This is a genomic window from Marinobacter sp. (assembly GCF_041687235.1).
GTDB lineage: Bacteria > Pseudomonadota > Gammaproteobacteria > Pseudomonadales > Oleiphilaceae > Marinobacter.
In genome coordinates this window covers 35,814-49,161 of sequence record NZ_JAWLCH010000007.1, presented here as the reverse complement: position 1 = coordinate 49,161, position 13,348 = coordinate 35,814, and the positions used below count along the sequence as shown (strand labels likewise).

13 protein-coding genes and 2 tRNA genes are annotated in these 13,348 nt (G+C 59.4%); 11 read left to right on the top strand and 4 right to left on the bottom strand.

The genetic code is table 11. From position 1 onward, the window contains the following. Positions 1–129: 129 nt before the first annotated feature. From ACESMK_RS11390 to hemA, 4 genes are read right to left on the bottom strand one after another with little or no spacing between them, the layout of a single operon-like run. On the bottom strand, positions 130–876 hold the full coding sequence (locus tag ACESMK_RS11390) for a molybdopterin-synthase adenylyltransferase MoeB (protein ID WP_372998432.1): 747 nt from the start codon (positions 874–876) through the stop codon (positions 130–132). Then, positions 866–1,762: a peptide chain release factor N(5)-glutamine methyltransferase gene (gene prmC, locus ACESMK_RS11385; protein WP_372998429.1), complete on the bottom strand. Its 897-nt coding sequence runs from the start codon at positions 1,760–1,762 to the stop codon at positions 866–868. Before prmC ends, ACESMK_RS11390 begins: the two co-directional genes overlap by 11 nt. Continuing rightward, positions 1,752–2,840, bottom strand: a complete 1,089-nt coding sequence (gene prfA / locus ACESMK_RS11380; protein WP_372998426.1) for a peptide chain release factor 1 — start codon at positions 2,838–2,840, stop codon at positions 1,752–1,754. The genes prmC and prfA overlap by 11 nt, the downstream gene beginning before the upstream one ends. Next, positions 2,837–4,126, bottom strand: a complete 1,290-nt coding sequence (gene hemA, locus ACESMK_RS11375) for a glutamyl-tRNA reductase (protein ID WP_372998424.1) — start codon at positions 4,124–4,126, stop codon at positions 2,837–2,839. Before hemA ends, prfA begins: the two co-directional genes overlap by 4 nt. Positions 4,127–4,375: 249 nt before the next feature. Between hemA and ACESMK_RS11370 the strand changes: the two genes are divergently transcribed. The 11 genes from ACESMK_RS11370 to ACESMK_RS11320 all read left to right on the top strand — a co-directional run bounded on the left by ACESMK_RS11370 (position 4,376) and on the right by ACESMK_RS11320 (position 13,328). After that, positions 4,376–6,124, top strand: coding sequence for a tetratricopeptide repeat protein (locus ACESMK_RS11370; RefSeq protein ID WP_372998421.1), 1,749 nt, complete (start codon positions 4,376–4,378; stop codon positions 6,122–6,124). Next, positions 6,121–6,753 (top strand): lipoprotein insertase outer membrane protein LolB, encoded by a 633-nt coding sequence (gene lolB / locus ACESMK_RS11365; protein ID WP_372998418.1) that lies wholly within the window; start codon positions 6,121–6,123, stop codon positions 6,751–6,753. The genes ACESMK_RS11370 and lolB overlap by 4 nt, the downstream gene beginning before the upstream one ends. Then, positions 6,750–7,613 carry a 4-(cytidine 5'-diphospho)-2-C-methyl-D-erythritol kinase gene (gene ispE, locus ACESMK_RS11360; protein ID WP_372998416.1) on the top strand — a complete coding sequence of 288 codons (864 nt, stop codon included), beginning with the start codon at positions 6,750–6,752 and terminating at the stop codon, positions 7,611–7,613. The genes lolB and ispE overlap by 4 nt, the downstream gene beginning before the upstream one ends. A gap of 19 nt (positions 7,614–7,632) precedes the next feature. Next, a tRNA-Gln gene (locus ACESMK_RS11355) sits at positions 7,633–7,707 on the top strand. Positions 7,708–7,759: 52 nt separating this feature from the next. Next, a complete protein-coding gene (locus ACESMK_RS11350; protein ID WP_372998413.1) occupies positions 7,760–8,710 on the top strand; it encodes a ribose-phosphate diphosphokinase in 951 nt (316 codons plus the stop codon). Between the two features lie 165 nt (positions 8,711–8,875). Next, positions 8,876–9,520, top strand: a complete 645-nt coding sequence (locus ACESMK_RS11345; protein ID WP_372998410.1) for a 50S ribosomal protein L25/general stress protein Ctc — start codon at positions 8,876–8,878, stop codon at positions 9,518–9,520. A gap of 30 nt (positions 9,521–9,550) precedes the next feature. Then, entirely contained in the window at positions 9,551–10,138 is a 588-nt protein-coding gene (gene pth / locus ACESMK_RS11340) for an aminoacyl-tRNA hydrolase (RefSeq protein WP_372998407.1), read from the top strand. Positions 10,139–10,174: 36 nt separating this feature from the next. Then, positions 10,175–11,266 carry a redox-regulated ATPase YchF gene (gene ychF / locus ACESMK_RS11335; RefSeq protein ID WP_372998404.1) on the top strand — a complete coding sequence of 364 codons (1,092 nt, stop codon included), beginning with the start codon at positions 10,175–10,177 and terminating at the stop codon, positions 11,264–11,266. A gap of 92 nt (positions 11,267–11,358) precedes the next feature. Continuing rightward, a tRNA-Met gene (locus ACESMK_RS11330) sits at positions 11,359–11,435 on the top strand. Positions 11,436–11,545: 110 nt separating this feature from the next. Beyond that, complete coding sequence (locus ACESMK_RS11325; RefSeq protein ID WP_372998401.1) at positions 11,546–12,049, top strand: PACE efflux transporter; 504 nt, start codon at positions 11,546–11,548, stop codon at positions 12,047–12,049. 1 nt (position 12,050) lies between these two features. Further along, positions 12,051–13,328 carry an O-acetylhomoserine aminocarboxypropyltransferase/cysteine synthase family protein gene (locus ACESMK_RS11320; RefSeq protein WP_372998398.1) on the top strand — a complete coding sequence of 426 codons (1,278 nt, stop codon included), beginning with the start codon at positions 12,051–12,053 and terminating at the stop codon, positions 13,326–13,328. The last annotated feature ends 20 nt before the right edge of the window (positions 13,329–13,348 follow it).

Here is a 13,348-nt window from a genome sequence, read left to right as displayed (position 1 = left end):
TCCCAAAACTGTGCGGAGCCATGGATGGCGGAGCCCAAGCGTCACATGGACGTGCCGCAAGGAGCGTGTTTTGGGAAGGCCATCCCCGGCGCTGCAGCCCGAAAGCTCGCAAGCCCACCTGCACCAAAGTCAGCCAGAACAGACCGGGCAATCAGGGTCCCGAGCCAGCTTCATCTCCCGCCACTGCATCTCCCAGGCATCCAGAATCAGCAACCGCCCGATCAAAGGCGTCCCCACCCCGGAAATCACCTTGATGGCCTCCATCGCCTGGGTCGCCCCGATCATCCCGACCAGCGGCGCAATCACCCCCGCCTCTGAACAGGTCAGATCCTCATTGCCCTGCTCCGGATACAGGCAATGGTAACAGGGGCTCTCTTCCTGCCGACTGTCGTAAACCGAAACCTGTCCCTCGCCACGAATCGCAGCACCGGACACCAGAGGCACCTTCGCCGATACGCAGGCACGGTTCAGGGCGAACCGCGTGTTGAAATTGTCTGTGCAATCCACCACCAGGGTCGCTTCTTCCACCCGCCGTGCAAGGGCTTCCCCCTCAAGACGCTGATTCAGGGCAGCCACAGACACCAGCGGGTTGATCCGCCGGACCCGGTCGGCGAGGCTTTCCGCCTTCGATTCACCCAGCTGCCCCGTTTCAAAACCGATCTGGCGCTGGAGGTTGGCCAGCTCGATATTGTCGTCATCCACCAGGGTCAGAGTCCCGACACCTGCTGCGCCAAGATAGAGTGCCACGGGGCACCCAAGGCCGCCCGCTCCAATCACCAGAACCCGGGCCGACTGCAGCGTTTCCTGGCCGGCAATATCGAAACGCGGCATCAGGATCTGCCGGCTGTACCGCAATAATTCGTCGTCACTGAGCATCTGCATCTCCACGGTTAGACCCCTGAGCAATGTTCGCAGCGCCCGAACACCATTTCCCGAGCGTCATCCGGTCCCGGTCGCCAAAATCCTGGCGGGTCTCAATGTCTTTAAACCCACGGGCGTGGAACAATCCCGCTACGGCCTCTGCCTGATCAAAACCATGTTCAACCAGCAGCCATCCGTCTTCAACCAGCCAGTCCGGTGCCTGGGCAACAATCAGCCGGAGATCGTCCAGACCGTCGCTGCCGGAGACCAGGGCCGAGGCAGGCTCGAACCGGACATCCCCCTCGGTCAGGTGATGATCATGGTCCGGAATATAGGGGGGATTGGAGACAATCAGATCAAACCTGTCAGGCTCCAGCCCTGAAAACCAGGCGCTTTGAACCACAGAAACCGACAGGCCAAGCGCCACTGCGTTTTCACGGGCAAGTTCCACAGCTTCAGCCACCGAATCGCAGGCAGTAATGCGCCATTGCGACCGCTCGCTGGCAAGAGCCAGGGCGATGGCACCTGTGCCCGTCCCCAGATCCAGCACCCGGGCCTGCCGGGGCAACGGCAAATCCAGAGCGACCTCCACCAGGCATTCGGTATCCGCCCTGGGGATCAGTGTTGAGGCACTGACATTCAGCGGCAACGACCAGAACTCCTGCTGTCCCAACAGGTGTGCCACCGGCCTGCCGGCCACCCGATCCTGCACCAGCGCCTCAAAGGCCTCAGCTTGAGCATCGGTCACCTCACGTTCCGGCCAGGCCCGGAAGCTGGTCCGGCTGAGCCCCGTAATATGGCTCAGCAGAAGCTCGGCATCCAGCCTCGGCGAATCGCTGTCAATTCGGGCGGCGGCGGCCTTCAAAAGGCCTTCACAGGTCAGTGAGGATTCACTGGTCATCGGCAAGGGAAGCAAGCAGCTCGGCCTGGTGTTCCTGCTGCAAAGGCCCGACCACGGCGCCCAGGTCGCCGGCAATGACTTCGTCGAGCTTGTAAAGGGTGAGGTTAATACGGTGATCCGTAACCCGCCCCTGGGGGAAATTGTAGGTGCGGATGCGCTCGGAACGGTCGCCGCTGCCAACCAGACTCTTGCGTGTCTCGGCCATGGACTTCTGCTGCCGCTCGGTCTCGGCATTCTGCAACCGCGAAGCCAACAGACTCAGCGCCTTGGCCCGGTTCTTGTGTTGGGAACGCTCTTCCTGACACTCCACCACAATACCCGTGGGCAGGTGTGTAATCCGGATCGCGGAGTCGGTCTTGTTGACATGCTGTCCCCCGGCGCCGGATGCACGGAACGTATCCACCCGCAAATCGGCCTTGTTGAGCTCAATGGCCTCGGCTTCATCCGCCTCCGGCATCACCGCCACGGTGCAGGCCGAGGTATGAATCCGGCCCTGGGATTCGGTTTCCGGAACCCGCTGTACCCGGTGGGCGCCGGATTCAAATTTAAGGGCGCCGTATACGCCATCGCCGGCCACCCGGGCAATCAGCTCCTTGTAACCACCATGCTCCCCTTCGCTCTCGCTCAGCACTTCAACCTGCCAGCGACGACGCTCGGCGTAGCGCAGGTACATCCTGAACAGATCGCCGGCAAAGATGGCGGCTTCGTCACCTCCGGTACCGGCACGAATCTCCAGGAACACGTTCTTACCGTCATTCGGATCTTTCGGCAGCATCAGGCGCTGGAGCTCTTCGTCCAGTTCCTCGCTTTTCTGCTGGGCAAGCTGAAGTTCTTCTTCAGCCATTTCCCGCATATCGGCGTCCCCATCTTTTGCCAGTTCCCTGGCCGCCTCGATGTCATCCAGCGAGTGCTGCCAGGCCTGGAAACACTGGACAATGGGCTCGATCTCGGCAAATTCCCGGGAAAGATCCCGGAATTTGTCCTGCTGGGAAATAATGGACGAATCACTGAGCAAAGCGCTGACTTCCTCGAAGCGGTCGGTAAGCTGCTCGAGGCGGGATTGAATCGATGGCTTCATAATTTTTCCGGGGCAGTCGTCGTGTCCGCGTCCAGTGCATCCAGCTGGTGCAACTCACGCAGCCACTCTGTCACCTCGGTGCGACCTTCTGTGGTGGCCTTTCGAACCTGCACAGACGGTTCGTGCAGGAGTTTGTTGGTGAGGCCGCGAGCCATACTGCGCAACACGGTTTCAGGATCTGCACCATTGCGCAGGGCACGCAGGGCTTTTTCCGTTTCCGCATCGCGCAGTATCTCGGCACGCTGCCGGAACTGTTTGAGGGTGGAAACGGCGTCCAGCGCTCTCAGCTGGTTGAGGAAATCCTGCACGCCGGCGGATACCAGATTTTCCGCTTCCCGGGCAGCCCCCTCGCGGGAGCGGATATTTTCCTCAATCACATGGCGCAAGTCGTCAACCGTATACAGATAGACGTCTGCCAATGAGGAGACTTCCGGCTCAATGTCACGGGGCACCGCAATATCTACCATGAAATAGGGGCGATGCTTGCGTTTTTTCAGGGCCCGCTCAACGGCACCCTTACCAAGGATCGGCAATGGGCTCGCCGTGGACGAAATGATGATGTCGACATCAGCCAGATGCTCGGGAATCTCTGACAGCACAATGCCTTTGCCGCCCCGGGATTCTGCCAGCGCCTGCGCCCGCTCCAGGGTTCGGTTGGCCACCAGGAAATCTTTCACGCCGGCATCGGCCAGGTGCCGGGCAACCAGCTCGATGGTTTTACCGGCGCCAATCAGCAGTGCCTTGTTGCGGGACATGTCGGAAAAAATATGATGCGCCATGCTCACCGCCGCGTAGGCGACGGAAACCGGATTCTCACCGATCGCCGTCTGGGTGCGCACGCGTTTGGCAACCGAGAAGGTATGTTCGAACAGCCGGGACAGAAACGAACCGCTGGCACCATGCTCCCGGGCCAGGGAATAGGCATCTTTCAGTTGCCCGAGAATCTGCGGCTCGCCCAACACCATGGAATCCAGGCCGGCGGCCACACGCATCATGTGTCGGACGGCGTCGCCATCACGATGCACGTAAAGCGCCTCTTCCAGCTCCGCCGCGTCGAGACCGTGAAACCCCGCCATCCAGCGCAACACCATGGGTGCGCAGTCGTCGTCACCCGCCAGGTACAATTCGGTCCGGTTACAGGTAGAAAGAATGGCCGCCTCGGTGGCACCGGAAGTCGCCCGCAGCTCGGCAAAGGCCTCGGCCATGCGCTCAGGCGTAAACGCTACGCGCTCCCGCAGTTCCACGGGGGCCGTGCGATGATTGATTCCCAGCGTTACCAGTGCCATTTCGTGGTTGTATAACCTTTTGCCGATGAGCGGTGCAAATACACGCAATTACCAGACATTTTAACGGTCAGCGACCCGGGCTGCCACCCAAAACCACGACAGCTTCGGCAAGTGCGGACAGGTTGGGCAAGATCAGATGCTTATGCCATTATAGGGATTCGGCTGAGGCCGGGACCCGATTCACCTCAATTTAAAGAGGCTGGCACGTGGTCATTTCTGATGCGTTTTCGACAGATCATGGGAATTTGCATGCACAAATCCGTACCGATTCTGGTTACCTGCCTGCTTGGCCTCACGCTGGCAGGGTGTGCCAGCCTCACCGGCTCCGGGGAAACGCCTGCTCCAAAAGAATCAGCCACTACCGACAGCAAGGCGGCGCCCCAGCCGCCGGTTGAATACGCTGACTTTGAGCCCGAAACCCTCTACCTGCTTCTGTCTGCCGAAATCGCTGCCCAGCGTGGCCGGTACGACATTACCCTGGTGAATTACCTCAAGGCTGCCAAACAGTCCCGCGACCAGGGCGTGATCGAACGCGCCATGAGAATTGCCCAGTCCCTGAACGGAGACAACGCCCAGAAGCAGCTTGCAGAGCTGTGGCTGGAGATCGACCCGGACAACCTGCAGGCTCACCGGATTTCCGCAATCCAGGCGGTAAAAGGCAGCGACCTGCAGACCGCTATACATCACATGGAACGGATCATGGACCAGGGCGGCGATGCCGACTTCGATAGCCTGGCCGCCATGGCAGCCAACCTGCCCCTGGAACAACAGCAGGAGCTGCTGGCTCTCTACAAAGAAATGTCGGACCGACATCCCGACACTCCAGAGCTGGAATACAGCATCGCCTTATTGCTCAAGGTCACCGGACAGCCGCAGGATGGGCTGGACAGGCTGGAGCCGCTGCTGGAAGAGAACGGAAACTTCCAGCCAGCCATCATCCTCAAGGGCGACCTGCTCTACCAGACCGGGCAGAAGAACCGTGCCCTCGACTACCTGCTGACCAACACCCGCCGCTTCCCCGGCAACCGCCAAATGGGCACGCTCTACGGCCGCATGCTTATTAATGAAGGTGAACTGCAGGCCGCCCAGGACGAGTTCAACCGGCTGGTCAAGCGTTACCCGGACACGCCGGGGCTCCGGCTTTCCCACGCACTGGTTGCCCTGGAAAATGGCCAGACCGAACTGGCCCGGGAAGAACTGACAAGACTGGCAGAGCAGGGCCACCATGCCAGCGAAGCCAACTATTACCTGGGCCGCATCGAAGACCAGGCCGGCAACACCGAACAGGCCATTGGTTTCTACCAGAGCGTGGAACAGGGCAACTACTACTTTCCGGCACTGGCTCGCGCCAGTTCACTGCTGGCCGAAAATGGCCAGCTTGAGGACGCGGTGGACCGTATCCGCAGACTCCGCGATGCCAACCCCCGGCAGGATGAGAATTTCTGGCTACTGGAAGTCAATCTGCTCCTGGATCAGGAACAGCAGCAGGAAGCCCTAGAAGCAGCCACGGAAGCCCTGGGAGAACATCCCGAAAACATCCAGATCCGCTATGCCAGGGCCATGCTCTACGACAGCCTGGGCAGGACCGCAGATGCCGAAACCGACCTGAAGCAGATTATCGAGCAGGACCCGGAGAACGCCGTCGCCCTGAACGCACTGGGCTATATTCTGACCACCCGTACAGACAGACTGAGAGAGGCCCGCACCTATATCGAGAAGGCATTGAGGCTGGACCCGGAAAACCCGGCCATCCTCGACAGCATGGGCTGGGTGCTTTTCCTGGAGGGCCAGATTGAGCCCGCCCTCGACTACCTTTCACGCGCCTGGGCCGCCTACCCGGATCCGGAAGTGGCCGCCCACTATGGCGAAGCCCTGTGGATGAACGGAGCCGAAGAGCAGGCTCGAATTATCTGGCAGGAAGGCCTGGAACAGGACAGCGATCACGAAGTGCTCCGAGAGACCATAGACCGCCTCACCAATGGTGGTGAGACGGAATGAGACTGGCCCGAATCCTGGCGGCAATGATCGTGCTGGCCACCCTGGGCGCCTGTACCACGATCCAGGTCGATCCATTGCCGGAGGGCATGACCGACCAGCCACCCTCGGACTGGACCGCCCGCTCGGCCAGCCTTGGGGAACTGGATCACTGGAAGCTTTCCGGCAAACTGGCTGTCCGGCAGCCTTCGGACAGTGGAACCGCCATCATCAATCACTGGATCCAGGATGGCGAATCCTACGATCTGGCCCTCTCGTCGTCATTCCTGGGCATGGGTAGCACAAGCCTCAAGGGCGTCCCGGGGTTTATCGAGCTATCCCTGCCCAATGGCGAAACCTATCGTTCGGGGGACCCGGAAGCGCTGGTGGAGGCCGCCACCGGCTGGCAGCTGCCCCTGGAGAATCTAACCTGGTGGATTCGCGGCCTGCCGTCACCCGCCAGCGATTACCGCCTGCTGTTCGATGACCAGGGCAGCCTGGCCATGATCCGCCAGGACGGCTGGGAGATCCGCTATGACCGCTGGCGGGCCTTTCTCGACAGCTATCCGGAGTTGCCCGCCCGAATTACGGCTCTAAAGGACGACAAACGGGTTCGGCTGGTGGTGAGCGACTGGCAGGAGCAGTCACAATGACGCCCGACATAACCCTGCCCTCGCCGGCCAAACTGAACCTCTTCCTGCATATTGTTGGTCGCCGGCCCGACGGCTACCACGAACTCCAGACCCTGTTCCAGTTTCTCGATTACGGCGACACCCTGAGCTTCACCCTGGCGCCGGGCGAGCACGGCGTGAAGCTGGCGGAGCCCTTGCCGGGTGTCGCCGATCAAGACAACCTGATTATCCGCGCGGCCAGGGCACTCATGGAGCACAACCAGAGGAACCTCCCCGGCGTCACCATCAGCGTCACCAAGCGATTGCCCATGGGCGGTGGCCTCGGCGGTGGCAGCTCGAACGCCGCCACCACGCTGCTGGGACTGAACCACCTCTGGCACCTGGGCCTGGACATCGACGAACTTGCCGACATCGGCCTGGGTCTTGGGGCCGATGTACCGGTGTTTGTTCGCGGCCACGCGGCCTTCGGCGAAGGCGTTGGTGAAACACTGACCAACGCAAATCCGCCGGAAGACTGGTTCGTTATTCTCAAGCCTGGCTGCAACATAAACACTGGCAAGATTTTTTCCGAGCAAGGGTTGACAAGGAACACCCCGAGAATCAAAATAGCGCCCGCTTTTGAGGGAGACGCCTCGAGGTACCGAAACGACTGTGAGGATGTAGTTCGAAAACTGTATCCTGAGGTTAACCAGAGCCTGGAATGGCTTTCACAATTCGGACCTGCAAGATTAACCGGAACCGGGGCTTGCATATTTGGACGTTTCCCGACAGAATCCGCAGCCCGGATCATCTGGGAAAGCAAACCCTCCGGCGTCACGGGGTTCGTAGCTAAAGGGGTGAATGTTTCACCTCTACACAAAAAGCTAACAGAGCTGGAATGATGCCAAAAAAGCACGATACTGGGGTGTCGCCAAGTGGTAAGGCAACGGGTTTTGATCCCGTCATGCGCAGGTTCGAATCCTGCCACCCCAGCCACCTTTCTCCCGCTTCTTCTGAATCAAACGCCGATACTGAGAAGGATGCCGTCGTGTCCAAACTGATGATTTTCGCTGGTAACGCCAACCCTGAACTTGCCCAGGCGATTGCCCGCAAACTCCACATTCCCATGGGTCAGGCCACCGTAGGCCGCTTCAGCGACGGAGAAACCACCGTCGAGATCAATGAGAATGTCCGCGGCCATGATGTTTTCATCATTCAGCCGACCTGCTACCCCACCAACGACAATCTGATGGAACTGATCGTGATGGCCGACGCACTTCGCCGTGCCTCCGCAACACGTGTCACCGCCGTTATCCCCTACTACGGATACGCCCGTCAGGATCGCCGTGTGCGCTCTACCCGTGTTGCCATCAGCGCCAAGGTCGTTGCAGACATGATCTCCAGCATCGGCGTGGACCGTGTCCTGACCGTCGACCTGCACGCTGACCAGATCCAGGGCTTCTTCGATATCCCGGTGGACAACATCTACGCCACACCGGTCATGCTTGAAGATATCTTCAAACAGCGCTTCGAGAACTTCGTGGTGGTATCCCCGGACGTAGGCGGCGTGGTTCGCGCACGTGCCGTGGCCAAGCGCCTCGACGACGCCGATCTTGCCATCATCGACAAGCGTCGCCCGAAAGCGAACGTATCCCAGGTCATGCACATCATCGGTGATGTCAAAGACAAGACCTGCATCCTGGTGGACGACATTATCGATACCGCCGGAACCCTGTGCAAGGCAGCCAATGCTCTGAAAGAGCATGGCGCAGCGAAAGTGGTCGCCTACATTACCCACCCGGTTCTCTCCGGCCCGGCCATTGAAAACATCAATGCCTCCCAGCTCGACGAACTGGTGGTTTGCGATACCATCCCACTGGGTGACAAAGCCAGGAATTGTGATAGAATCCGCGTCCTCGGAATGGCCGGACTGCTTGCGGAGTCTATTCGCCGCGTGAGCAACGAAGAGTCCATCAGCGCCATGTTCGAGAATGCCTGAATGACCTGAAGGTCGTAATATCAAGGCATTACAAGCAGTTACCGGGTCGGGAGCCTACACAGGCTCCCGACTCTTTTAGTCAGCCGGAAAATCCGGCTTTTCAGAAACATCACCTGATCCAACGCCTGGTCGCGGGCAGTTCAGGTGACGATTGAGGTTAATACCATGTCTCAGGAATTTGTTATCGAAGCATTTCCTCGCGACGATCAGGGGAGAGGTGCGAGCCGCCGCCTGCGTCGTGAGGAGCGTAAAATTCCGGCCATCATCTATGGTGGCGGAAAAGACGCTACTCCGGTTGCCATCTGGCACAACGAGCTGAAAAAGGCTCTGGAAAACGAAGCGTTCTTCTCTCACGTTCTGACCGTTGAACTGAACGGCAAGAAAGAAAGCGTGATCCTGAAGGATCTGCAGCGTCACCCGTACAAGCCGATTCTGACCCACGCTGACTTCCTGCGCGTCGACAAGGATCACGAGATCCACGTTAACGTACCGCTGCACTTCATCAATGAAGACACGGCACCGGCTATCAAGCTTCAGGGCGGCGTAGCGAACCACCAGATCAACGAAGTTGAAGTGATCTGTCTGCCGCAGAACCTGCCCGAGTTCATCGAAGTGGACATGACCACTGTCGAGATGGACCAGGTAGTTCACCTGAGCGACCTGAAACTGCCGAAAGACGTCAAGATTGCCGCCCTGCTCCAGGGTGAAGATCACGACCTGCCGGTTGTGGCTATCCACAAGCCGCGCGGTGCCAAGGCCGACGACGCCGAAGACGGTGAAGAAGGCGAAGAAGGCGAAGACAAGGAGTAATCACTCCTGTACTGACGAGGGCAATGGTGGATGGCACAGGATATCCTCATGGTGGTTGGCCTTGGAAACCCCGGGGCTGACTACGAGAATACCCGCCACAACGCCGGCGCCCTGTTTGTCGAAGCCCTAGCCCGCTCTGCGGGCCAGACGCTCCGGCCCGAAAAGAAGTACCACGGGCTATACGCCCGCATTCAGTGGCAGGGCCTGGACCTGCACCTCCTGAACCCCACGACATTTATGAATCGAAGCGGCCTCGCCATCAAGGCACTGGCAGACTTCTTCAAGATCCAGCCCCAACAGATTCTGGTTGCCCACGACGAACTCGACCTGCCCCCGGGTACCGCCAAGCTCAAAAAAGGCGGCGGCCACGGCGGACACAACGGCCTGCGTGACACCATTGCCCACCTGGGCACCAACGAATTTCAGAGACTGCGCATTGGCATTGGCCACCCCGGCGATAGCCGAAGGGTGACAGGTTATGTTCTCGGCCGCCTGGGCAAACAGGAAACCGAAGAACTGAACGCGGTCATTGACGAAATCATGCGGGTACTGCCGGATGCAGCCAGCGGCAAACTTCCTGCCGCCATGAATCGCCTGCACAGTTTCAAACCGGTATAATCCGCCCAAATTTTCGAGTACCAGCAGAGGCATTCCATGGGATTTAACTGCGGCATCGTCGGCCTTCCCAACGTCGGCAAATCTACCCTGTTCAACGCGCTTACCAAGTCCGGCATCGGCGCGGAAAACTTCCCCTTCTGCACCATCGAGCCGAACGCCGGTGTCGTTGCCATGCCCGACCCGCGCCTGAACAAACTGGCCGAGATTGTGAAACCCGAGCGCGTGGTACCCACCACCATGGAATTCGTCGACATTGCCGGTCTGGTGGCAGGCGCCTCCAAGGGTGAAGGCCTGGGCAACCAGTTCCTGGCCAACATTCGCCAGACCGATGCCATCGCCCATGTGGTGCGCTGCTTTGAAGACGGCAACGTGATTCATGTGGCCAACAAGGTTGACCCTGCCTCCGATATTGAGGTGATCAACACCGAACTGGCCCTGGCCGATCTGGATACCGTGGAAAAAGCCATCAAGCGGGTGCAGCGCGTAGCCAAGAGCGGCGACAAGGAAGCCAAGGCCCAACTCGAGATGTTCGAAAAGCTGCTGCCAGTCCTGAACGAGGGCAAGCCGGTGCGCAGCATGAACCTGGATAAAGACCAGATGGCCCTCGTTCGTGAGCTGTGCCTGCTGACCGTCAAGCCCACCATGTATATTGCCAACGTCAACGAGGACGGCTTCGAGAACAACCCGCATCTGGACACCGTGCGCAAGATCGCCGAGTCGGAAAATGCCGTGGTTGTGCCCATCTGCAACAAGATGGAAGCCGAGATCTCAGAGCTGGAAGACGAAGAGAAAGCCATGTTCCTGGATGAAATGGGCATGGAAGAGCCGGGACTGGACCGCGTGATCCGCGCCGGCTACAGCCTCCTGGGCCTGCAGACCTACTTTACCGCCGGGGTGAAGGAAGTCCGCGCCTGGACCGTGAAAATCGGCGCCACAGCGCCTCAGGCCGCCGGCGTGATCCACACCGACTTCGAACGTGGCTTTATCCGGGCGGAAGTGGTGAGCTACGACGATTTCGTGCAGTACAACGGCGAAGCTGGCGCCAAGGATGCCGGCAAATGGCGCCTGGAAGGCAAGGAATACATCGTCAAAGACGGCGACGTTATCCACTTCCGCTTCAACGTGTAATTTTTCAGGAAAAACTGGCCCCGAAGCCTTGACAGAAAGGGCCCAAATACTGAAAATACGCGCCTCGTTTGGGGCGATGCCCAAAGCGAAATGGCAAGGTAGCTCAGTTGGTTAGAGCACAGCACTCATAATGCTGGGGTCGGCGGTTCGACTCCGCCCCTTGCTACCAGTATTCTGAAAAGCCCGTCGCGAAAGCGCCGGGCTTTTTCAGTTTCTGGGGACGACCCCACCCTTTCCGGGCAGTGAACGCGGGACGACCCGCTTGCGTACTTTCCTGCTATGAGAACAACCAAAGACAGAGTCCGGCAAGCCGTTTCCTTTGAACTCATCGGTATACTCCTGTCCGTTCCCCTCGCCGCATTTGCGTTCAGTTTCGATCTTGGCAAAACCGGCGTGCTGGGCGTTGTGGGTGCAACCCTTGCAACTCTCTGGAATTATGTCTTCAACCTGCTCTTCGACCACGGCCTTAAAAAACTGAACGGCTCCACCCGCAAATCCCTGAAAATCCGCTTCCTTCATGCCATCAGTTTTGAACTGGGGCTGATGATGGCATTTCTGCCAATCATCGCGTGGTGGATGAGCATCAGCCTGCTGGAGGCCCTGATCGTGGATCTGGCGTTTATCGCCTTTTACCTGGTGTATGCGTTCGTGTTTACCTGGTGCTACGACACGGTCTTTCCGGATGCGGATGCCACAGTTCAGCGTCATCCCCCACAGCCAAACTCTGTGGCATACTCACGGGCTGAAACCCATCAAGAACAACACACCAGCAAGGACCGTTGACATGAAACCGGAAACCCTCGCGCTGCATGCAGGCTTCAAGAGCGACCCTACCACCCGTGCGGCGACCACGCCGATTTACCAGACCACCTCCTACACCTTCGACGACACCCAGCACGGTGCCGATCTGTTCGACCTGAAGGTTCAGGGCAACATCTACACCCGCATCATGAACCCCACCAACGCGGTTCTGGAAGAGCGGATGGCAGAGCTGGAAGGCGGCATTGGCGCCCTGGCCGTGGCCTCAGGTATGGCTGCGATCACCTATGCCCTGCAAACCATCTGCAAGGTGGGCAACAACATTGTCAGCACCAGCCAGCTCTACGGCGGCACCTACAACCTGTTTGCCCACTCGCTGCCGAACCAGGGCATTGAGTGCCGGATGGTGCGCCACGACGATTTTGATGCCGTGGAAAAGGCCATTGATGACAACACCCGCGCGCTGTTCTGCGAATCCATCGGCAACCCGGCGGGTAACGTGGTCGACATCCAGCGCTGGGCCGAGATTGCCCACAAGCACGGCATTCCGCTGATGGTGGACAACACCGTCGCCACACCGTTCCTGTGCCGTCCCATCGAGCACGGTGCCGATATCGTGATCCACTCGCTCACCAAGTACATCGGCGGCCATGGCACCACCGTCGCCGGCGTGGTTGTGGATTCCGGCAAGTTTGACTGGAAGGGCAGCGCCGACAAGTTCCCGATGCTGAACGAGCCGGATCCGTCCTACCACGGCGTGGTCTATACCGATGCCCTGGGCCCTGCCGCTTTCATCGGCCGTTGCCGTGTGGTCCCGCTGCGTAATACCGGTGCCGCCCTTTCGCCGTTCAATGCCTTCCTGATCATGCAGGGGCTGGAAACCCTGGCACTGCGCATGGAGCGTCACTGCGAGAACGCGGAGAAAGTCGCCAACTTCCTGCAGGATCATCCGTCCGTGGAATGGGTCAACTATGCGACCCTGGCCAACAGCCCCTACAAGGCGACCTGCGACAAGATCTGCGGCGGCAAGGCGTCCGGCATTCTGAGCTTCGGCATCAAGGGTGGCCGGGAAGCCGGGGCGAAGTTCATTGATGCCCTGGACCTGATCCTGCGTCTGGTGAACATTGGTGACGCCAAGTCCCTGGCCTGCCATCCGGCGACCACAACACACCGTCAGCTGAACCCGGAGGAACTGAAGAGTGCCGGTGTGAGCGAGGATCTGGTGCGGCTGTCCATCGGCATTGAGCATGTCGACGACATCATTGCCGACATCACCCAGGCCCTGGACAAAGCCCAGGCTTGATAACAGTCAGCCGGGTACGA